The organism is Pseudomonas sp. B21-031 (genome assembly GCF_024748985.1).
GTDB lineage: Bacteria > Pseudomonadota > Gammaproteobacteria > Pseudomonadales > Pseudomonadaceae > Aquipseudomonas > Aquipseudomonas kermanshahensis.
Window position 1 is genome coordinate 246,922 of the sequence record NZ_CP087181.1, and the last position, 18,460, is coordinate 265,381.

Sequence of the window (18,460 nt, forward strand, 5' to 3'; positions counted from 1 at the left end):
GCGATTGGGCTGCGAAGCGGCCCCAGGGCCAATAATCAGATCCAGGAATGCCGCGCAGGCAGGCTGCCGTTCAGGTGGTAAGCGCCCACCGCGTGGTACTTCCAGCGCACCGGGTCATGCAGGGTGTGCACGCGGGCGTTGCGCCAGTGGCGGTCGAGGTTGAACTCGGCCAGGGTGGCGCGGCTGCCGGCCAACTCGAACAGCTTTTCGCTGGCCTGCAAGGAGACCTCGGTGGTCAGCACCTTGGCCTCGGCCACGGCGATCGACGCGCGGGCCGCAGAAGCGGCGTCGATGGGTGCGGCATTGACCTCATCGAGCACCCGCGCCGCCTTGCGTAGCAGCGCCTCGGCAGCGTGCAGCTCGAGCTTGAGGCGGCCGATGTCGGCGATCACGTACGGGTCGTCGCTGGCGCGCTCGACCTTGGCCTCGATCCAGGGCCTCGATTTGTCGCGCACAAAGCTGATGGCATCATCGATGGCCGCTTCGGCGATGCCGGCGTCGATGGCTGCCTGGATCAACTGCGAAGCTGCGCCCTGGATATTCGGCGTGTCACGCTGGCGCCAGTTGTCGATCACCAGCTCCGCATCGACCGGTACCTGGTCGAGCAGCACGGTGCCGCTGGCGGTGGTGCGTTGGCCGAACCCAGACCAGTCATCGACGATGCGCAGCCCAGGGCTGCCGCGGCGGACGAAGGCCAGGCGCTGGCGGCCTTCGTCGTCCAGTGCCTTGACCGCCACCCAGTGGGCGTACAGGGCGCCCGTGGAGTAGAACTTTTCACCACTGATGCGATAACCGTCGCCTACGCGGGTGATCTTCGCCTTCAGGGTCAGGGTGTCTTTGGTGCCGCGCTCGGGGCCGGCATTGCCGATGCGCCAGCCGTCCAGCACGCTGCGGAAGATAACCGCCTGCTGTGCTTCGGTGGCGGTCAGGCGCAGCAACTGCAGCATGCCGAACTGGTTCTGCGGGATCTGCCCCAGGGCCGGGTCGGCGGCACTGATCAGGCGGAAGACTTCCGCCACGGTTTCGAACGAGACATCGGGGCCGCCATAGGCTTTGGGTACGCTGATGCTGCCCAGGCCGCTGCGGGTGAACTGCTCGATCTCTGCCCACGGCAGTTTGCGTTGCTGGTCGCGGCGTGCGGCCTGCTCACGGGCCACGTCGGCCAGCTCGCGTGCGGCTTGCAGGGCCTCGGCGTCGTTGCGCAGGACCTTGGCTGGCAGCAACAGAGGCGAGCTGTCGACGTCGCTGTGGAAAAGGGTATTTGGCTGGCTGGACATCAGTACCGCTCCTTGGCTGCACTCAATGCCCTGGCGATACGCACTGGGGTGATTGTGATCCTGACCATTCCTAACCTCACAAAAGTAGATGCGTCGCTTCAGCTGATGGCGACAGACGTTTGCTGGTCCGGTGGTCCGGTGTATATACCCTAATGGCTTATTAAAAGATTATGAACTAACCTTTTGGAATATATATAGAAGTTGAGATCTGCACAGGATATGCCGGCCTCTCCGCGGGCAAGTCGGACCGCGAAGAGGCCAGTACAGGTTTATTCCGATGCTGCGGTACCGAGGAACTTGCGCAAGAACTGCCGGGTGCGCTCTTCTTTGGGCGCGGCAAACAGCGCCTTGGCTTCACCCTGTTCGACGATCACCCCCTTGTCGAAGAAGATCACCCGGTTCGCCACATCACGGGCAAAACTCATCTCGTGGGTAACGATGATCATGGTGCGCTTCTCTTCGGCCAGGCCGCGGATGGTGGCGAGCACTTCGCCAACCAGCTCCGGGTCGAGCGCCGAGGTGGGTTCATCAAACAGAATCACCTCAGGCTCCATCGCCAGGGCACGGGCAATCGCTACCCGCTGCTGTTGGCCACCGGAAAGGCGCCGGGGGTAGGCGTCTTCCTTGCCCGCCAGGCCCACCTTGGCCATCAGCTTGCGGCCCAGGGCAATGGCCTGGTCGCGGGGCGTCTTCTTGACGATCACCGGGCCCTCGATGACGTTTTCCAGGGCGGTGCGGTGGGGGAACAGGTTGAAGTTCTGGAACACGAAACCGGCCTGCTGACGCAACCGGCGAATCGCGCTCTGCTGCCCACCCAGCGGGCGATTGGCATCGATGCTGATGGCGCCGATCTGGATCTGCCCGGCGTCGGGGGTTTCCAGCAGGTTGAGGCAGCGCAGGAAGGTGGTCTTGCCCGAGCCGCTGGGGCCGATGATGGCGACCACTTCGCCTGGCTGCACGGTCAGGTCGATACCATTGAGCACGGTCTGGCCCTTGAACTGCTTGGACAGGCCTTTAACTACGATCATGCTCAATGCTCCTGGTCATGCTGGTTGACCCGCGCTTCCATGCGGTTCTGGAAGTGCGCGAGGATACTGCAGAGAATCCAATAGATAACCGCCACAGCCAGGTACATGGTGAAGACTTCGAAGGTGCGCGCGGTAATCAGCTGGGCCTGGCGGAACAGCTCGGGCACCTGGATGGTCGCCGCCAGGGCGGTGTCCTTGACCAGCGAGATGAAGCTGTTGCCCAGCGGCGGCAAGGCCGTACGCAGGGCTTGCGGCAGGATGGCCCGGCGCATGGCCTGGGTGCGGGTCATGCCGATGCTGGCAGCGGCTTCCCACTGGCCACGGTCGATCGAGGAAATGGCCGCACGTAGGATTTCGCAGATATAGGCTGCCATGTTCAGCGACAGGCCGATCAGCGAGGCCGGGATGGGGTCGAGTTCGATACCGATCTGCGGCATGCCGAAGTAGATCACGAACAGCTGCACCAGCAGCGGCGTGCCCCGGAAGAACGACACGTAGATGCGTGCCAGCCAGTTCAGCGGCAGAATCTTCGACAGGCGCATCAGCGCCAGGGCAAACCCCAGCACCAGGCCGAAGAACATGCCACCGACACTGAGCAGCACCGTATAACCCGCGCCCTTCAGCAGGAAGGGCGTGGAATCGACAACGAGTTGCAGGCTTTCAGCGATCATTTAGTGACATCGGCACCGAAGTATTTTTCCGACAGCTTGGCCAGCGTGCCGTCGGCCTTGAGCTTGTCGATGGCCTTGTTGAGGGCCGCCAGCAACTCAGGTTCGCCTTTGCGCAGGGCCACGCCGCTTTCCAGGCGCGAGAAGGCATCGCCGGCAAGCTCGGTGTCCTTGGCTTTTTGCGCGTATTCCAGTGCGGCCAGGCGGTCGATCAGGATCGCGTCGATGCGGCCGTTGCGCAGGTCGGCGAACTTGGTCGGGTCGTCTTCATAGGTGCGGACTTCGGCTTTCGGCACGTCCTGCTTCACCCACTGCTCGTAGTTGGTGCCCAGGCCGACGCCGACTTTTTTGCCCGCCAGGTCCTGTGCAGTCTTGATGTTCAGGTCTGCGGCTTTCTTCTTCAGCACCAACGCCTGGATGCCGGAGATGGTGTAGGGCTCGGAGAAGTCGTACTTTTTCTTGCGCTCTTCGGAGATGGTCACTTGGTTGACCACCACGTCCAGGCGTTTGGACTCCAGCGCTGCAAGGATACCGTCCCATTTGGTCGGCTGGATCTTGGCCTTGACCCCCAGTTCCTTGGCCAGCAGTTCAGAAAGCTCCACTTCGAAGCCGGCCAGCTTGCCGTTTTCATCCTGGAAGCTGAACGGTGGGTAGGTGCCTTCCAGGCCGACGTTGATCACGCCCTTTTCCTGAATGGTCTTCAATTGCTCGCCGGCGAAGGCCTGGCTGAGCAGGCCGGTACCCAGCAGAATGGCCAGGCTGGCGTTGAGTAGCGGTTTGGCGAATTTCGACATGTCAGGCCCCGCGCTTGGTGTGGAAGTAGTGGGTGGCGACTATAAAGTTGGCCGCTTAGGCCAGGAAATAATAAAAAATTATCTTATTATTTCATTTTGTTTTTCTGCCGAGTGAAGTCAGCTTTGAGGGTAGGCCAGGATACTGGCGCCGTCATCGCGGCTTATGCCCGACTTAGCGCAGGATGGAATAAAGCGTTGTTTTTTCCAAGGGATGGATTTGCCGTAGAGTGGATTGCATAACGACAGATTGGCCCCAGGCAGGAGAACACCGTGAGCGAACAACCAACATCCGCGCATTGGCAGCTGCACAGCATCGTCAGTGGTTTGCGCAGCGCCCGTGAGCAATGGCGCAGCCGCAATGGCCGCAGCATTGGCGAGCAGGGTGGGCGCGAACTGCCCTCCCGCGAGGCCATGCGGCAGATTCTCGAGCAGTTGTGCGGGGCGCTGTTCCCGATGCGCCTTGGGCCGGTCGACCTGCGCGAAGAGAGTGAAGATTTTTACGTAGGGCACACCCTGGATGCCGCCCTGACCGCGTTGCTGGCCCAGGCCCGCCTGGAGCTGCGCTACGCCGCCCGGCAGACCCAGGGTGACCTGGCATCCGTCGATGCCCAGGCACTGCGCCTGATTCAGGATTTTGCGGCGGCGCTGCCCAACCTGCGGGTATTGCTCGACACCGACGTGCTGGCCGCCTACCACGGTGACCCGGCGGCGCGCAGTGTCGATGAGGTGCTGCTGTGCTACCCAGGCATCCTCGCCATCATCCATCACCGCCTGGCGCATCACTTGTACCAGGCTGGTTTGCCGCTGCTGGCGCGTATCAGTTCGGAGCTGGCGCATTCAGCGACCGGCATCGACATCCACCCCGGCGCGCAGATCGGCCCGAGCTTCTTCATCGACCACGGCACCGGCGTGGTGATTGGCGAGACCGCGATCATCGGCGAGCGGGTACGTATCTACCAGGCGGTGACACTGGGCGCCAAGCGCTTCCCAAGCGATGAGTCGGGGACCTTGCACAAAGGCTTGCCGCGCCACCCGATCGTCGAGGATGACGTGGTGATCTATGCGGGGGCGACGATCCTGGGGCGCATTACCATCGGCAAGGGCTCGACTATTGGCGGTAATGTGTGGCTCACCCGCAGCGTGCCGGCCGAGAGCAACATTACCCAGGCCAACCTGCAGCTGGATTGCCAGGACAAGAACTGACCTGAGGTCTTTACTGGCTGAACCGCCCCTTTCGCGGGGCGGTTCAGGCATGCACCGATCAGCACCCCGGTTCGCATCAAATCCCGATCCATGGTTAACTTGAACGCTTGTTCAATGAAAAAACGCTGGTCCGCTGCCGGTGTTCAACAGGAGGATTCCTTTGCTGAACCCGTTCATTTCGAACCTTACGTCACGTGACGAGGTGCATGCCCGATGAGTGCACCGACCCCCTCCCTTGCCAATGGCAAGATGCGCATGAACCCTCCGGTGTTCTATTTCGCGGCAAGTTTCATCCTCATCTTCGGCCTGATCGTCATCACCAATCCGCAAGCCGCAGGCGACTGGTTGCTGGCGGCGCAGAACTGGGCGGCCAATACGGTTGGCTGGTACTACATGCTGGCGATGACGCTGTACCTGGTCTTCGTGGTGGTCACCGCCTTGTCCGGCTACGGCAAGATCAAGCTCGGTGCCGACCACGACGAACCCGAGTTCAGCTACTTGTCCTGGGCCGGCATGCTGTTTGCCGCCGGCATCAGCATCACGCTGTTCTTCTTCTGCGTGTCCGAACCGCTGACCCACATGCTGCAGCCGCCCCAGGGCGAAGCAGGCACGGCAGAGGCCGGGCGCCAGGCCATGCAGATCCTGTTCCTGCACTGGGGCCTGCATGGCTGGGGCGTGTTTGCCTTCGTCGGCATGGCGCTGGCCTACTTCGCCTACCGGCATAACCTGCCGCTGGCCTTGCGCTCGGCGCTATACCCCTTGATCGGCAAGCGCATCAACGGGCCGATTGGTTACGCGGTGGATGGCTTCGGCATCATTGCCACGGTGTTCGGCCTGGGCGCTGACATGGGCTTTGGCGTGTTGCACTTGAATGCCGGCCTGGATTACCTGTTCGGGATCAGCCACAGCCAGTGGGTGCAGGTCGCCCTGATCACCCTGATGATGAGCGCGGCGGTGGCCGTGGCGGTCGCCGGGGTGGAGAAAGGCGTGCGGGTGATGAGCGACATCAACCTGTTCCTGGCCTGCGCGCTGTTGCTGTTCGTGCTGTTTGCCGGCCCTACCCAGCACCTGTTCAACACGCTTATCCAGAACCTGGGTGACTACCTCGGCGCCTTGCCCCGCAAGAGCTTCGACGTCTATGCCTATGGCGAAAACCGCGACTGGCTGGGCGGCTGGACGGTGTTCTACTGGGCCTGGTGGATTGCCTGGGCGCCGTTTGTGGGCTTGTTCATTGCGCGTATTTCGCGCGGGCGCACCATCCGCGAATTCGTCTTCGGCGTGTTGCTGATTCCCCTGGGCTTCACCCTGGCGTGGATGTCGATTTTCGGCAACAGCGCGCTGGACCAGGTCATCAACCATGGCATGACCGCGCTTGGCCAATCGGCGCTGGATAACCCGTCGATGAGCCTGTACCTGCTGCTGGAGACCTACCCCTGGAGCAAGGTGGTCATCGCGACCACGGTGTTCATCAGCTTCGTGTTCTTCGTCACATCGGCCGACTCGGGCACTGTGGTGCTGTCGACTTTGTCGGCCAAGGGTGGTGACCCGGATGAAGACGGGCCTAACTGGCTGCGGATTTTCTGGGGCGCGATGACCGCGCTGATCACCAGTGCATTGCTGTTCGCCGGCAGCATCGATTCGCTGAAGTCGGCGGTGGTGCTGACCTCGCTGCCGTTCTCGCTGATCTTGCTGTGCATGATGTGGGGGCTGCACAAGGCGTTTTACCTGGAGTCCCAGCGGCAGATTGCACAGATGCATTCGCTGGCGCCGTTCGCTCAGTCGCGTCGCGGGCGCGGCGGCTGGCGCCAACGCCTGAGCCAGGCCGTGCACTTCCCGTCACGCGATGAGGTGTACCGCTTCATGGACGACGTGGTGCGCCCGGCGATTGCTGATGTGCGTGAGGTGTTCGAGCAGAAGGGCCTGGTGCTGATTACCCAGGACGACCCGAGCCACGATAACGTCAGCTTGAAAGTGGGCCATGGCGAGGAGCAACCCTTCATCTACCAGGTGCAGATGCGTGGCTATTTCACGCCGTCGTTTGCGCTGGGTGGGCTGGGTGCTCAAGAGTTGAAGAACCGCCGCTATTACCGGGCGGAAGTGCACCTAAGCGAGGGCAGCCAGAACTACGACCTGGTGGGCTACAGCAAGGAGCAGATCATCAACGACATCCTCGACCAGTACGAGCGGCATATGCAGTACTTGCACCTGGTCCGCTAGACCGCTGGGGCCGCTTTGCGGCCCTTTCGCAGCACAAGGCTGCTCCTACAGGGGATCGCACATCCGGTAGGAGCAGCCTTGTGCTGCGAATGGAGGCCAACGGCCTCCCGGTTCAAAACGGCGCATCCCCCAGGATCGTCGCCCGGTGCATCACCCGCCGATTCGGCCGGTAATCATCCACCGCAAAATGCTGGGTCACGCGGTTGTCCCAGAACGCCACATCATTTTCCTGCCACCGCCAGCGAATGCTGAACTCAGGCCTGGTCGCATGGGCGAACAGCAACTTGAGCAACGCGTCGCTCTCATACTCGTTCAACTCGTTGATACGCGTGGTGAACCCTTCGTTGACGAACAGCGCTTTGCGCCCGCTGACCGGGTGCGTGCGGATCACTGGGTGTGACAGCGGCGGGTTGTTGCGCCGGGTCGCCTCCCAGCGCGCCAGGTCTTCTGGCGTGGTGCCAAAACGCTCGAGCGGGAACGACTGGGTGAAGTCATGGGTGGCCGTCAGCCCGTCAAGCATCTCGCGCAGGGGCGCCGACAAGGCTTCGAGGGCGGCAATGCCACTGGCCCACAGGGTGTCGCCGCCATACGCCGGCAGTTGTTTGGCGCTAAGTACCGCGCCTAACGCCGGGGTCGGCAGGAAGGTCACGTCGGTGTGCCAGACGGCATTGTCGCGCACGTCGGTGACCGCCGTGTCGAGCACTAGCACCTGTGGAGTTTCCGGCACGTTGGGGTAGATCGGGTGGATGTGCAGGTCACCAAAGCGGGCCGCAAAGCGGGCTTGCTGGTCTGGGTTGATCGGTTGATCGCGGAAGAACAGCACCTGGTGCTTGAGCAGCGCTTGCTCGATGGCGTCGCGCTGCTCGGTGGTGATGTCGCGGCTGATGTCCACGCCGCTGATCTGGGCGCCGAGCGCCGGGCTGAGAGGGGTGATGGTCAGGCTCATGTCGGTCTCGATCTGTTTTTACTAGGCGCCGAAATGCCGGCGTGGTCAGTGGCTTTGCCCGTGCCAGGGCACCAGCTTGCGTTGCAGCGCGCGCAGGCTCATCTCCAACGCGAAGGCGATCAGGGCGATCAGCAGAATGCCCAGCACCACCACGTCAGTGACCAGAAACTGCGCCGCCGACTGCACCATGAAGCCCAGGCCGCTGGTGGCGGCGATCAGTTCTGCGGCTACCAGGGTCGACCAGCCGACCCCAAGGCCGATGCGGATGCCGGTGAGGATGTCGGGCAAGGCGCTGGGCAGGATCACATGGCGGATCAGTTGCGCCTTGGTCGCCCCCAGCGATTGCGCGGCGCGCAGTTTGGCCGGGTCGACGGTGCGTACGCCGGTGGCGGTGGCGATGGCAATCGGGGCGAAGATCGCCAGGTAAATCAGCAACACTTTCGACAGCTCGCCGATGCCGCACCAGATGACGATGAGCGGCAGATAGGCCAATGGCGGAATAGGGCGGTAGAACTCGATCAGCGGGTCGAGAATGCCCCGCGCCACGCGGTTGTAACCGATGGCGATGCCGACCGGGATGGCGGTCAGGGTGGCGGCGACCAGCGCCAGGCCGATACGGCCCAGGCTTGCACCCAGGTGCTGCCACAGGCTGGCATCCATGTAGCCCTGGGTCAGTAGGGTCCAGGCCCTGGCCAGGATGTCGCCGGGCGCCGGCAGGAACAGTGGCTCGATCCAGCCGGCGGCCGTCACCAGCCACCAGGCCAGCAGCAGGCTGGCCAGGGTCAGGGTGCTGATCCAGCGGGTAGCAAGTGGGCGGCGTACCTTTTCAGCCGGCCGGGTGTGGGCGTCGCGTTTGCCGGTAACCGGCAGATCCAGGCTGCTCATGCGCGCTCCTGCAGGCTTTGGCGTTGGGAGAAGACCCGCGCCAGCACATGCTCGCGGGTTTCGATGAAGCGTGGGTCGGACTTGATCGCCCGGGCCGGCTCGCCCGCCGCGTAGCGTTGGCCGAAGTCCAACTGCAGGCGCTCGACCACACGCCCTGGGTTGGGCGCCAGCAGCATCAGCTCGCTGGCGAGGAACACGGCTTCTTCAATGTCGTGGGTAATCAGGAACACAGGCTTTGCGGTGCGCTGCCAGACCTGCAGCAGCAGCTCTTGCATCTGCTCACGGGTGAACGCGTCGAGCGCGCCGAACGGCTCGTCCATCAGCAGTACCCGTGGGTCGGCCGCCAGCGCGCGGGCCAGACCTACACGCTGCTTCTGGCCACCGGACAATTGCCAGATACGCCGCTCGGCAAACCCGTCCAGGTCGACCAAGGCCAGCATCTCGCGGGCCTTGGCCTCACGCTGGGCGCGCGGTACGCCGGCCAGCTCAAGGCCAAAGGCGACGTTGCCCAGCACGTTCTGCCAGGGCAGCAAGGCATCGTCCTGGAACACCACTCCGCGTTCGGCGCTGGGGCCGTTGACCGGTGTACCGTCAAGGGTGATGCGCCCGCCGCTGGGGGCGACGAAGCCGGCGATCAGGTTGAGCAGCGAAGTCTTGCCGCTGCCGGATGGCCCAAGGGCCACCAGCAGCTGGCGTGGCCCCAGGCTCAGGTTGATGTCGGCCAGCACCGGGGTGCTGGCGCCAGGGTACTGTGCGCTGATGCGCTCCAGTTCAAGCAAGGCCATGACGGGCTCCGGATCAGTTTGGAAGGAACTTGGCGCTGACGTACGGCGAGTAGTCCGGCAGCACCGCGTCGACCTTGCCTTGTTGCTTGAGGAAGGTGGCGGTGTCAGTCAGCGCTTGGGTGGTCGGTGCGCCCAGGGCGTTGGCCTGGTCGGCGGCCAGTGGGTAGACGTTGCCTTCCAGCAGCACCGGGATATCGCTGGCCTTGGCGCCGGACAGCTTGACCAGCTTGGCCACGTTATCCTTGTTGGCCAGCCAGGCTTGTGGGTCTTTGCGGTAGTCGGCGTAGGCGTCAAGGGTGACCTTGGCGAACGCCTTGACCACCTCAGGGTGCTTGTCGGCGAAGTCCTTGCGCACGATCCAGGCATCGAAGGTCGGTGCGCCTTTCTCGGCCAGTTCACCGGAGGTGATCAGCACCTTGCCGTTTTCCTTGGCCACACCCAGGGCGGGGTCCCAGACGTAGGTGGCGTCGATGTCACCGCGTTTCCAGGCGGCAATGATCGCCGGTGGCGCGAGGTTGAGGATCTGCACCTTGGACGGGTCGATGTTCCAGGCCTTGAGCGCCGCCAGCAGGCTGTAGTGGCCGGTGGAAACGAAAGGCACGGCCACTTTCTTGCCGATCAGGTCTTGCGGCGTCTTGATGCTGTCGCGCGCCACCAGTGCTTCGCCCGCGCCGATCTGGGTGGCGATCAGGAAGGTCTCGACCGGCAGTTTGCGTGTTGCCGCAGCGGCCAGCGGGCTGGAGCCGAGGTAGCCGATCTGCACATCACCGCTGGCCACAGCCGTGATCACATCGGCGCCGTTGTCGAATTTGCGCCAGTCGATGCTGGCCTTGCTGGCTTTTTCGTAGTCGCCATCGACCTGGGCCACTTTGGCTGGGTCAACGGTGGTCTGGTAGGCCACGGTCAGGTCGGCGGCCTGGGCCAACCAGCTGGTGCTGGCGAGGGTCAGGGCGGCGAACAGGCGCAGCGGAGCGTGCGGGATCATGGTTGAACCTCTCGTCAGGCAATCAATGTGATGGATGGCGAGAAGACTAAATGATCTAAGAAATCTAAAATAAATAACTTTTTAGAATTAGCTTAGGAGCCAAATGCTTTAAGCCGCACGCCGTTGATGTCGCGCAATGGCGAAATCCGACACGCCTGCTAGGCTTTTTCGTCCCTTAGAACAGTATGGAATTAGGTTATGAGCAAACGTTTGCAAATAACCTTCAGTTATGAGCGAATGTGCCGTCTACAACAAATGGCAGTAAAGGTTCCTAACATATTCCCTAAAAATCTTACAAATTCATAAAACGGTCATTTTGGATTTATAGGATTGTCATTATCCTGTAGCGCAGGTGGCGCCTTAGACCAAAGTCGCGAAACGTTTAGAAACGATTGACTTCATGGTCACGCTTTGGGACTAAATCGCCAATCCACGGTGAGCGGGGCAGCAGACCCCGCCTCCAGAGATACACAAGAATTAGAACGTAGAGGAGCAAAACATGTACAAGTCCAGCCTGGCTCTGGCCGTGGCACTGGGGGTTCTCGCCCAACAAGCAGGCGCTGCCGGTTTCGTTGAAGACAGCAAACTGTCGCTCAGCTCGCGCACCATGTACTTCGACAACAACAACCGTGAAGCCCACGGCGACCCTCGCCCGGATCAGCGTGAATCAGGCCAGGGCTTCAAGCTCGATTACATTTCCGGCTTCACTGAAGGCACTGTCGGCTTCGGCGTCGACGCCCAGGCTCTGTGGGGCATTCAGCTGGATGGCGGCCGCGGCTATCACAAGACTGGCTTCCAGCCAGACGATAGCGATGGTTCGGCAGTAAGCCAGTGGGGCCGCATTGGTGCCAACGCAAAGGCTCGCTTCTCCAAGACCGAAGCTCACTTCGGTAGCGCCTTGGCGCCTAACCTGCCGATTCTGGTGGCCAACGATGGTCGTCTGCTGCCGCAGACCTTCGAGGGTGGCACCATCCAGTCGAAGGAAATAGACAACCTGACCATCAACGCCGGTCAGCTGACCCACGCCATGGGCCGTGCTTCGACCAACCGCACCGGCCTGTCCGTGGCGGGCGCTACCCAGGACAGCAACAAGTTCCGCTACGGCGGCCTGGACTACAAGCTCACTCCAGACCTGACCCTGCAGTACTACTACTCGAACCTGGAAGACTTCTACAAGCAGCACTTCCTGGGCGCGACCCACGTGTTCAAGATTGCTGACGACCAGTCGTTCAAGACCGACCTGCGCTACTTCGACAGCAGCAGCGACGGCAAGAACGGTGAAGCTGGCTACCGCTTCAGCAACAACGGTGGCTATGCCAAGAACCTCGGCGAGGTCGACAACAAGACCTGGTCCGCCATGTTCACCTACACCCTGGGCGGCCATGCGCTGATGCTCGGCCACCAGCGCGTCAACGATGACGGTGGTTTTGTCTGGCTCAACCAAGGCAACGTCGTTGATGGCAATGGCCGCAACGAAGGCGCCGGTGGTTCCAGCTTCTACCTGTTCACCGACAGCATGATCAACCAGTTCGCCAAGGCCGGTGAAAACACCACCTTCGGTCAGTACTCGTATGACTTCGCGCGTCTGGGCGTGCCAGGCCTGAAAGCTTCGGTTGCTTACCTGAAAGGTGAAGATGGCAAGAACGCCAACGGCAACGGTACTTTCAGCGAATGGGAACGTGACGCCCGCGTCGACTACGTTATCCAGGAAGGCACCTTCAAAGGCCTGGGCGCGAGCCTGCGTCACGGTGTCTACCGTGGCACTGGCACCAGCTCGCTGGCTGACCAGGATCAGACCCGTCTGATCTTCAACTACACTTACAACTTCCTGTAAGCCGTAGCTGAACCAGAAGCCTCGCCTAGTGCGAGGCTTTTTTGTGTCTGCAATTCGGTATGCTCTTCGGTTATAAATAAATCAGTATTTATTCTTTTTGTTTTTAACTGAATGCAGGCACATTGAACCCACAAGGCCAGAACACAGCACAGGAGCCGCACCCCATGAGCCTCAAACTCGGCGACATCGCCCCCGACTTCGAACAGGATTCCAGTGAAGGCAAGATCCGCTTCCACGAGTGGCTCGGCAACAGTTGGGGTGTGCTGTTTTCCCACCCGGCCGACTTTACCCCGGTGTGCACCACCGAACTGGGCCTGACCGCCAAGCTCAAAGACGACTTCGCCCAGCGCGGCGTCAAGGCCATCGCGCTGTCGGTGGACCCGGTCGACTCGCACCACAAGTGGATCGATGACATCAACGAGACCCAGAACACCGTGGTCAACTTCCCGATCATCGCCGACGCCGACCGCAAGGTGTCCGACCTGTACGACCTGATTCACCCGAACGCGAACGACACCCTGACCGTGCGCTCGCTGTTCGTCATCGACCCAAACAAGAAGGTGCGCCTGACCATTACCTATCCGGCCAGTACCGGGCGCAACTTCAACGAGATTTTGCGGGTAATCGACTCGCTGCAGCTGACCGACAACTACAAGGTCGCCACGCCAGGTAACTGGCAGGACGGTGACGACGTAGTGATCGTGCCTTCGCTCAAAGACGAGGAGGAGATCAAGCAGCGTTTCCCCAAAGGGTATCGGGCGGTGAAGCCTTATCTGCGCCTGACGCCGCAACCTAATCGTTAAAGGATCCACGTTGCATTGCTCTTAGCCATAGCAGGGATTTCGGGCCGTTTCGACGGCCCTTTTTTATACCTGAAGGAACGGTGTTGGCCTCTTCGCGGGTAAACCCGCTCTCACAGAGACCGTGTTCAGGAATAAACAAAAATGGAATAAACAAATGAAAAAATATGATTTCTAGATATATGAGCAGGCTGTTAATGTCACTCCCAACAGAACACAAGGAAGCGCTCCAATGCTGGTCGTCTCAATCGGTGGTAGCCCTGGTACCCGTTCACGCTCCGGCGTGTTGCTCGAGCGCTCGCGCCAGTGGCTGCAGCACCGTGGCGTCGAAGTGGTGACCTTCCAGGTACGCGACTTCCCCGCCGAGGACCTGCTGCATGCGCGCTTCGACAGCCCGCAGGTGCAGCACTTCCAGCAACTGGTGGCCCAGGCTGACGGGCTGATCGTCGCCACCCCGGTGTACAAGGCGTCGTTCGCCGGTGCGCTGAAGACTTTGCTCGACCTGCTGCCCGAGCGCGCCCTGGAGCACAAGATCGTGCTGCCCATCGCTACCGGCGGCAGCATCGCCCACATGCTGGCGGTGGATTACGCGTTAAAACCGGTGCTGTCGGCACTCAAGGCGCAAGAGACCCTGCAAGGGATCTTCGCCGACGACAGCCAGGTCGCCTACGCAGAAGGCGCCAAGGCGGCACAGCTTGCACCTGCTCTGGATGAGCGCCTGCAGGACTCGCTGGAAACCTTCCACGTTGCCCTGGCCCGTCGGCCGCGTCCCGTGGCCCCCGGCGTACTCAACGAACGCCTGATCAGTGCCCGCTGGAGCATCTGACCCGGTTCAACGGCTTTATCGCGTCATCCACCTTACTCGCCCGTCAACGAGGCAAGCAGGTGCAACCCGAACCCCATTCGCACAGGAGAGCGCCATGCGCACAGTCTTCTTGCGTCGTGGTCTGGTCGCCCTGTTTGCGGCGGCTGTGTCCTTCGGCGCCATCACCCAAGCCCAGGCCGAGAGCCTGCGCATCGGTTATCAGAAATACGGCACCCTGGTGCTGCTCAAGGCCAAAGGCACGCTGGAGAAGCGCCTGGCCGAGCAGGGCGTGCAGGTGCAGTGGACCGAATTCCCCGGTGGCCCACAGTTGCTCGAAGGCCTGAACGTCGGCTCCATCGACTTCGGCGTCACCGGCGAAACGCCGCCGGTATTCGCTCAGGCTGCCGGGGCCGACCTGCTTTACGTGGCCTACGAGCCACCGGCGCCGCACAGCGAAGCGATCCTGGTGCCGAAGGGCTCGTCGATCCAGTCGGTGAAAGACCTCAAAGGCAAGAAAGTCGTCCTCAACAAGGGCTCCAACGTCCACTACCTGCTGGTGCGTGCCCTGGAAGATGCAGGCCTCAAATACAGCGACATTCAACCGGTCTACCTGCCGCCAGCCGATGCCCGCGCGGCATTCGAGCGTGGCAGCGTCGATGCCTGGGTGATCTGGGACCCGTACCAGGCCGCCGCCGAGAAACAGCTGCAGGCACGTACCCTGCGTGACGGCAAAGGCCTGGTCGACAACCATCAGTTCTATCTCGCCACCCGTGACTATGCCACCCAGCACCCTGCCGTGATCAGCACCTTGATCGACGAAGTGCGTGCCGTGGGCGAGTGGTCCCAGGCCAACCCGCAGGAGGTCACCGATCAGGTCGCGCCCCTGCTTGGGCTGCCTGCCGACATCACCCTGACCTCGGTCAAGCGCCAAGGCTACGGCGCTGCGCCGCTCACCCCTGAGGTGGTGGCCGCGCAACAGAAGATCGCCGACACGTTCCAGGCGCTGAAGCTTATTCCCAAGCCGCTGAGCATCAAGGACGTGATCTGGACACCCCCGGCCAAGGTCGCCAGTGCGCCTTGATTGAATTGCCTGCGCCGGGGCGTTGCTCCGGCTTGAGCCACCCTTGAGGAGACAACTCCAATGAGCCTTAACATTTTCTGGTTTCTTCCCACACACGGTGACGGCAAGTACCTGGGCACCTCCGATGGCGCCCGTGCAGTCGATCACGGCTACCTGCAGCAAATTGCCCAGGCTGCCGACCGCCTTGGTTTTGGTGGGGTGCTGATCCCTACCGGGCGCTCCTGCGAGGATTCCTGGCTGGTGGCTGCGTCGTTGATCCCTGTCACCCAGCGCCTGAAGTTCCTGGTGGCCCTGCGCCCCGGCATCATTTCGCCAACCGTGGCGGCGCGCCAGGCCGCGACCCTGGACCGCCTGTCCAACGGCCGCGCGCTGTTCAACCTGGTCACCGGTGGCGACCCGGACGAACTGGCCGGTGACGGCCTGCACCTGAGCCACGAAGAGCGCTACGAAGCCTCGGTCGAGTTCACCCGTATCTGGCGCAAGGTGCTGGAAGGCGAAAACGTCGACTATGACGGCAAGCACATCCAGGTGAAGGGCGCCAAACTGCTCTATCCGCCGATTCAGCAACCGCGTCCGCCGCTGTACTTCGGCGGGTCGTCCGAGGCCGCGCAAGACCTGGCGGCCGAGCAGGTCGAGCTGTACCTGACCTGGGGCGAGCCACCGGCCGCCGTCGCCGAAAAAATCGCCCAGGTGCGTGAAAAGGCTGCCGCCCAAGGCCGCGAAGTGCGCTTCGGTATCCGCCTGCACGTGATCGTGCGTGAAACCAATGAAGAAGCCTGGGCCGCCGCTGACCGCCTGATCTCGCACCTGGACGACGAAACCATCGCCCGTGCCCAGGCCTCGCTGGCGCGTTTCGACTCGGTCGGCCAGCAGCGCATGGCTGCCCTGCACGGCGGCAACCGCGACAACCTGGAAGTCAGCCCCAACCTGTGGGCGGGTGTCGGCCTGGTACGCGGTGGCGCCGGTACCGCGCTGGTCGGCGATGGCCCTACCGTGGCTGCGCGGGTCAAGGAATACGCCGAGCTGGGCATCGATACCTTCATCTTCTCGGGTTATCCACACCTTGAAGAGTCCTACCGCGTTGCCGAGCTGCTGTTCCCGCACCTCGACGTACAGCGCCCGGAGCAACCGAAAAGTACCGGTTACGTGAGCCCGTTCGGCGAGATGGTGGCCAACGACATCCTGCCCAAGTCCGTGTCGCAGAGCTGAGGGCCGGGCCATGAGTCGTGCAACTTCTTCTACCTTGGCCCAGCGCCTTGCCCCGTGGGCACTGCCGGTATTGCTGCTGGCGGCCTGGCAGCTGGCGGTCAGCGCGGGCTGGCTGTCGACCCGCATCCTGCCAGCGCCGAGCGCGGTGGTGAGCGCGGGTGTCGAGCTGGTGCGCAGCGGCGAAATCTGGACCCACCTGGCCATCAGTGGCTGGCGTGCTGGGCTGGGCTTCGTCATCGGCGGCAGCATCGGCCTGGCGCTGGGCTTTATCACTGGCCTGTCGAACTGGGGCGAACGCCTGCTCGACAGCTCGGTGCAGATGATCCGCAACGTGCCTCACCTGGCGCTGATCCCACTGGTGATCCTGTGGTTCGGTATCGATGAGTCGGCAAAGATTTTTTTGGTCGCCCTGGGCACGTTGTTCCCGATCTATCTCAACACCTACCACGGCATCCGCAACGTTGACCCGGCGCTGGTGGAGATGGCGCGCAGCTATGGCCTGTCCGGTTTCGGCCTGTTCCGTCAGGTGATCCTGCCAGGTGCATTGCCCTCGATCCTGGTGGGCGTGCGCTTCGCCCTGGGCTTCATGTGGCTGACCCTGATCGTGGCAGAAACCATCTCGGCCAATGCCGGTATCGGTTACCTGGCGATGAACGCCCGGGAGTTCCTGCAGACCGACGTGGTGGTCTTGGCCATCGTCCTGTACGCCGTGCTTGGCAAGCTCGCTGACCTCGCCGCCCGCGGCCTGGAACGTGTCTGGCTGCGCTGGCACCCGGCCTATCAAGTGGCCAAGAAGGAGGGCGCATGACCGTGCTCAAGGAACAGCCGCCACGCCTGCTGCGTGGCATCCCCCTGGCATCTAACGGCCTGCGTAAAACCTTTGGCCAGCGTGAAGTGCTCAATGGCATCGACCTGCACATCCCGGCCGGCCAGTTCGTCGCCATCGTTGGCCGCAGCGGCTGCGGCAAGAGCACCTTGCTGCGTTTGCTGGCCGGCCTCGACCAGCCCAGCGCCGGTGAATTGCTGGCCGGTGCCGCACCCTTGGCCGAAGCCCGCGAAGAAACCCGGCTGATGTTCCAGGACGCGCGCCTGTTGCCGTGGAAGAAGGTGATCGACAACGTCGGCCTGGGCTTGTCTGGCAACTGGCGGCCACGTGCGCTGGATGCGCTGGAAGCAGTCGGCCTGGCCGACCGCGCCAACGAGTGGCCGGCAGCACTCTCCGGTGGCCAGAAGCAACGGGTGGCCCTGGCGCGGGCACTGATTCACCAGCCGCGTCTGCTGTTGCTGGACGAGCCGCTGGGTGCCCTGGATGCACTGACTCGTATCGAGATGCAGCAATTGATCGAACGCCTCTGGCGTCAGCACGGGTTCACCGTGTTGCTGGTCACCCACGATGTCAGCGAGGCGGTTGCCGTGGCGGACCGGGTGATCTTGATCGAAGACGGTGAGGTCGGGCTCGACCTCACTGTCGATCTGGCACGGCCAAGGTCGCGTGGTTCGCACCGTTTGGCGGCGCTGGAAAGCGAAGTGCTCAACCGTGTTCTGTCGGCCCCGGGCACTGCGCCTGAGCCGGATCCTGTAGCCCCTTTGCCCACGCAACTGCGTTGGGCGCACTGAATCACTCACTTACCCGACTGAAGCCAAAGAGAAGGAATCAAGCCATGACTATCAAAGCCATCAACGTTCGCAACCAGTTCAAAGGCACCGTGAAAGAAATCCTCGAAGGCCCGGTACTGTCGGAAATCGACGTGCAGACCGCCTCAGGCGTGGTCACCTCGGTGATCACCACCCGCTCCGTGCGTGAGCTGGAGCTGCAGGTGGGCAGTGAAGTGATTGCCTTTGTGAAGTCGACAGAAGTGTCCATCGCCAAGCTGTGATTCTGGTGTTGAAGGGGGCTGCTCTGCAGCCCTTCGCGGGCAAGCCCGCTCCTACAGGAGATCGAA

At 62.3% G+C, this 18,460-nt stretch carries 18 protein-coding genes; 10 read left to right on the forward strand and 8 right to left on the reverse strand.

What is annotated here, in order from left to right; all coding sequences use genetic code 11:
• Positions 1-35: 35 nt before the first annotated feature.
• From LOY53_RS01070 to tcyJ, 4 genes are all read right to left on the reverse strand, one after another.
• Positions 36-1,277, reverse strand: a complete 1,242-nt coding sequence (locus LOY53_RS01070) for an SfnB family sulfur acquisition oxidoreductase (protein WP_252826407.1) — start codon at positions 1,275-1,277, stop codon at positions 36-38.
• Between the two features lie 269 nt (positions 1,278-1,546).
• Complete coding sequence (gene tcyN / locus LOY53_RS01075) at positions 1,547-2,305, reverse strand: L-cystine ABC transporter ATP-binding protein TcyN (RefSeq protein WP_085273875.1); 759 nt, start codon at positions 2,303-2,305, stop codon at positions 1,547-1,549.
• 2 nt (positions 2,306-2,307) lie between these two features.
• Positions 2,308-2,976 carry a cystine ABC transporter permease gene (gene tcyL / locus LOY53_RS01080; RefSeq protein WP_252826408.1) on the reverse strand — a complete coding sequence of 223 codons (669 nt, stop codon included), beginning with the start codon at positions 2,974-2,976 and terminating at the stop codon, positions 2,308-2,310.
• A complete protein-coding gene (tcyJ, locus tag LOY53_RS01085) occupies positions 2,973-3,767 on the reverse strand; it encodes a cystine ABC transporter substrate-binding protein (protein WP_252826409.1) in 795 nt (264 codons plus the stop codon). The genes tcyL and tcyJ overlap by 4 nt, the downstream gene beginning before the upstream one ends.
• Before the next feature lie 270 nt (positions 3,768-4,037).
• On the opposite strand from tcyJ, the gene epsC reads away from it, so the two are divergent.
• Complete coding sequence (epsC, locus tag LOY53_RS01090; RefSeq protein ID WP_099452618.1) at positions 4,038-4,970, forward strand: serine O-acetyltransferase EpsC; 933 nt, start codon at positions 4,038-4,040, stop codon at positions 4,968-4,970.
• Positions 4,971-5,225: 255 nt separating this feature from the next.
• Positions 5,226-7,187, forward strand: a complete 1,962-nt coding sequence (gene betT, locus LOY53_RS01095; RefSeq protein ID WP_258704149.1) for a choline transporter BetT — start codon at positions 5,226-5,228, stop codon at positions 7,185-7,187.
• A 112-nt stretch (positions 7,188-7,299) separates the two neighbouring features.
• On the opposite strand, the gene tauD is transcribed toward betT, so the two are convergent.
• Genes tauD through tauA form a run of 4 tightly spaced genes read right to left on the reverse strand, consistent with a single transcriptional unit; the run spans position 7,300 to position 10,788 of the window.
• Positions 7,300-8,133 (reverse strand): taurine dioxygenase, encoded by an 834-nt coding sequence (tauD, locus tag LOY53_RS01100; RefSeq protein ID WP_258703497.1) that lies wholly within the window; start codon positions 8,131-8,133, stop codon positions 7,300-7,302.
• Positions 8,134-8,178: 45 nt separating this feature from the next.
• Positions 8,179-9,018, reverse strand: a complete 840-nt coding sequence (tauC, locus tag LOY53_RS01105; RefSeq protein WP_027595173.1) for a taurine ABC transporter permease TauC — start codon at positions 9,016-9,018, stop codon at positions 8,179-8,181.
• The gene (gene tauB / locus LOY53_RS01110) at positions 9,015-9,803 is read right to left on the reverse strand and encodes a taurine ABC transporter ATP-binding subunit (RefSeq protein WP_252826410.1); all 789 of its coding nucleotides are present in this window, start codon (positions 9,801-9,803) and stop codon (positions 9,015-9,017) included. Before tauB ends, tauC begins: the two co-directional genes overlap by 4 nt.
• Positions 9,804-9,816: 13 nt before the next feature.
• On the reverse strand, positions 9,817-10,788 hold the full coding sequence (gene tauA / locus LOY53_RS01115; protein ID WP_252826411.1) for a taurine ABC transporter substrate-binding protein: 972 nt from the start codon (positions 10,786-10,788) through the stop codon (positions 9,817-9,819).
• A 499-nt stretch (positions 10,789-11,287) separates the two neighbouring features.
• On the opposite strand from tauA, the gene LOY53_RS01120 reads away from it, so the two are divergent.
• From LOY53_RS01120 to LOY53_RS01155, 8 genes are all read left to right on the forward strand, one after another.
• Positions 11,288-12,622 (forward strand): OprD family porin, encoded by a 1,335-nt coding sequence (locus LOY53_RS01120; protein ID WP_252826412.1) that lies wholly within the window; start codon positions 11,288-11,290, stop codon positions 12,620-12,622.
• A 164-nt stretch (positions 12,623-12,786) separates the two neighbouring features.
• The gene (locus LOY53_RS01125; protein WP_027595177.1) at positions 12,787-13,425 is read left to right on the forward strand and encodes a peroxiredoxin; all 639 of its coding nucleotides are present in this window, start codon (positions 12,787-12,789) and stop codon (positions 13,423-13,425) included.
• A 229-nt stretch (positions 13,426-13,654) separates the two neighbouring features.
• Positions 13,655-14,248, forward strand: coding sequence for an NADPH-dependent FMN reductase (gene ssuE, locus LOY53_RS01130; RefSeq protein WP_252826413.1), 594 nt, complete (start codon positions 13,655-13,657; stop codon positions 14,246-14,248).
• A 94-nt stretch (positions 14,249-14,342) separates the two neighbouring features.
• Entirely contained in the window at positions 14,343-15,308 is a 966-nt protein-coding gene (locus LOY53_RS01135) for a sulfonate ABC transporter substrate-binding protein (protein WP_027595179.1), read from the forward strand.
• Between the two features lie 60 nt (positions 15,309-15,368).
• A complete protein-coding gene (gene ssuD / locus LOY53_RS01140) occupies positions 15,369-16,517 on the forward strand; it encodes an FMNH2-dependent alkanesulfonate monooxygenase (RefSeq protein WP_099452622.1) in 1,149 nt (382 codons plus the stop codon).
• A 10-nt stretch (positions 16,518-16,527) separates the two neighbouring features.
• On the forward strand, positions 16,528-17,325 hold the full coding sequence (gene ssuC / locus LOY53_RS01145; RefSeq protein ID WP_027595181.1) for an aliphatic sulfonate ABC transporter permease SsuC: 798 nt from the start codon (positions 16,528-16,530) through the stop codon (positions 17,323-17,325).
• Positions 17,322-18,134 (forward strand): aliphatic sulfonates ABC transporter ATP-binding protein, encoded by an 813-nt coding sequence (gene ssuB, locus LOY53_RS01150; protein WP_258703498.1) that lies wholly within the window; start codon positions 17,322-17,324, stop codon positions 18,132-18,134. The genes ssuC and ssuB overlap by 4 nt, the downstream gene beginning before the upstream one ends.
• A 44-nt stretch (positions 18,135-18,178) precedes the next feature.
• Positions 18,179-18,394: a molybdopterin-binding protein gene (locus LOY53_RS01155; RefSeq protein WP_027595183.1), complete on the forward strand. Its 216-nt coding sequence runs from the start codon at positions 18,179-18,181 to the stop codon at positions 18,392-18,394.
• The last annotated feature ends 66 nt before the right edge of the window (positions 18,395-18,460 follow it).

Bases quoted from the DNA above. Each gene is read 5' to 3' on its own strand.
- tauB (WP_252826410.1), bottom strand. From the start codon at position 9,803: ATGGCCTTGCTTGAACTGGAGCGCATCAGCGCACAGTACCCTGGCGCC.
- tauC (WP_027595173.1), bottom strand. From the start codon at position 9,018: ATGAGCAGCCTGGATCTGCCGGTTACCGGCAAACGCGACGCCCACACC.
- tauA (WP_252826411.1), bottom strand. From the start codon at position 10,788: ATGATCCCGCACGCTCCGCTGCGCCTGTTCGCCGCCCTGACCCTCGCC.
- LOY53_RS01135 (WP_027595179.1), top strand. From the start codon at position 14,343: ATGCGCACAGTCTTCTTGCGTCGTGGTCTGGTCGCCCTGTTTGCGGCG.
- betT (WP_258704149.1), top strand. From the start codon at position 5,226: ATGAACCCTCCGGTGTTCTATTTCGCGGCAAGTTTCATCCTCATCTTC.
- LOY53_RS01070 (WP_252826407.1), bottom strand. From the start codon at position 1,277: ATGTCCAGCCAGCCAAATACCCTTTTCCACAGCGACGTCGACAGCTCG.
- LOY53_RS01125 (WP_027595177.1), top strand. From the start codon at position 12,787: ATGAGCCTCAAACTCGGCGACATCGCCCCCGACTTCGAACAGGATTCC.
- tcyL (WP_252826408.1), bottom strand. From the start codon at position 2,976: ATGATCGCTGAAAGCCTGCAACTCGTTGTCGATTCCACGCCCTTCCTG.
- tauD (WP_258703497.1), bottom strand. From the start codon at position 8,133: ATGAGCCTGACCATCACCCCTCTCAGCCCGGCGCTCGGCGCCCAGATC.
- ssuE (WP_252826413.1), top strand. From the start codon at position 13,655: ATGCTGGTCGTCTCAATCGGTGGTAGCCCTGGTACCCGTTCACGCTCC.
- tcyJ (WP_252826409.1), bottom strand. From the start codon at position 3,767: ATGTCGAAATTCGCCAAACCGCTACTCAACGCCAGCCTGGCCATTCTG.
- ssuB (WP_258703498.1), top strand. From the start codon at position 17,322: ATGACCGTGCTCAAGGAACAGCCGCCACGCCTGCTGCGTGGCATCCCC.
- LOY53_RS01120 (WP_252826412.1), top strand. From the start codon at position 11,288: ATGTACAAGTCCAGCCTGGCTCTGGCCGTGGCACTGGGGGTTCTCGCC.
- ssuC (WP_027595181.1), top strand. From the start codon at position 16,528: ATGAGTCGTGCAACTTCTTCTACCTTGGCCCAGCGCCTTGCCCCGTGG.
- tcyN (WP_085273875.1), bottom strand. From the start codon at position 2,305: ATGATCGTAGTTAAAGGCCTGTCCAAGCAGTTCAAGGGCCAGACCGTG.
- ssuD (WP_099452622.1), top strand. From the start codon at position 15,369: ATGAGCCTTAACATTTTCTGGTTTCTTCCCACACACGGTGACGGCAAG.
- LOY53_RS01155 (WP_027595183.1), top strand. From the start codon at position 18,179: ATGACTATCAAAGCCATCAACGTTCGCAACCAGTTCAAAGGCACCGTG.